Here is a 1,458-nt window from a genome sequence, read left to right as displayed (position 1 = left end):
GGTAGACCCCACCAGGCTTGGGAATAGAGGATGTATAGACCTTTACCCCTGTTTCACATATCCCATTGATTATCTTTTTGTCATTTCCACTACAGGTTGTACAAACAGCATTGGCATTTGCATAGGCCTGACCGTTCGTATTGATATCAGCCTGTGCGAGTGCATTGGCAGCGGATTTACTGGTAGCCGTATAGGTATCGGCCTGAACAGTATAAGTTATCTGCCCGGGTATCTGTCCCGTGGCGCAATTATTACGCGTAAATACCTGGCTAAGCAGATCATTACCATAAGTACCAACTGCAGAAGTAATATAATTATAGACCAAATGCTTGACAATATCACCGTTCTGGTCTTTAACCAGCGACAATCTTCCAAAACCATCGTACTCATAAAATGTCGATAACCCTTTCGCATCGGTCTGTCCAGTCATCCCCACCAGCGGCTCAAAGGTATAACTGGTTATCAGCGCATCGACTGGATAAATATTGATGTCATCATATGCATCCCCACCGCTTAAGGTATGAGTAGCTCCGTTATAGCCCGCCCTGGTTTGGTACCATTTACCGGACAATCTGTACCAATAAGAAATGAGATAGGTTTTTCCGTTCGGTGCAGGCCAGCTTATTGAGGTGGCAGTAGTATACCTGCTGCCTGAATGGGCCTGCCCCACCAGCGCCAAGGGATCCTCCTCATAATTTTCTGAATAGAACTCTGAAGGAGAGGCATTATTTGCCATGGCGTTTGGACTGGTATTGTCAGACCTCCAATGATAAGACACAGGCGATGCGCCCCTCTTTGAGGTCATCGTCAGCCTGTCCGCATCATTATATTCAATAAGCTGTACCGATGGTTCATAGATCTGGCCAACAGTATTGAAGGCATTGATGGAAGAGGCTACAATGTGATTGGTCTTCGGATTGTACTGATAGTCTATCCTTGAAGCCTCTACCACGTTTCCATTGACCTTATTGAGGGTTAAAACCGGTGCCGAGGTATTGCCCGTTGTGCTCATCTGCGAGAGTATTGAGGCCTGTGCGGGATCCAGCCCGAGAACCGATGCATAATCAGCACTATAAAAATACTCCGTGGACCGGGTACCGCCATCGCTTGACAATCTATTTGTTGAGGACATCAGTTGGGTAGATGGGTTGTAGTTAAAGTTTGATTGTACCGTAACCGGTTGCCCACCGTTGAGGTCATAGTCTGTTACCGTTTCCTGATCGAGGTATTTCCAGCCAGAGATCAGCTCATAATAGGCCGCGTCGTATGGAGCGAACTCCCACTCATCCGGCGCTACCTGGACATCCGAGACACAGCGTACGCTAAAGTTCTTCTTGATCACGTATCCCCTGATCGCAGACTGTCCGGGCGCTATGGTAAAGTGACGGTCCGTCTCCTTCACTTTGATCAACTCCCCATTTTTCTTCTTGAACTGAAGTGAATAGATCTCATCACCGC

General features: G+C 47.4%; 1 protein-coding gene. It reads right to left on the bottom strand.

What is annotated here, in order from left to right; translation table 11 throughout:
• The coding region (locus AC1DPQ_RS27545) for a DUF5977 domain-containing protein (protein ID WP_477611535.1) at positions 1–1,458 on the bottom strand (1,458 nt) is incomplete at both ends.

The organism is Pedobacter sp. 01T416_2, from assembly GCF_056398925.1.
Note: the sequence above shows the minus strand (reverse complement) of the source record. Positions and strands in the feature narration are given on the sequence as shown.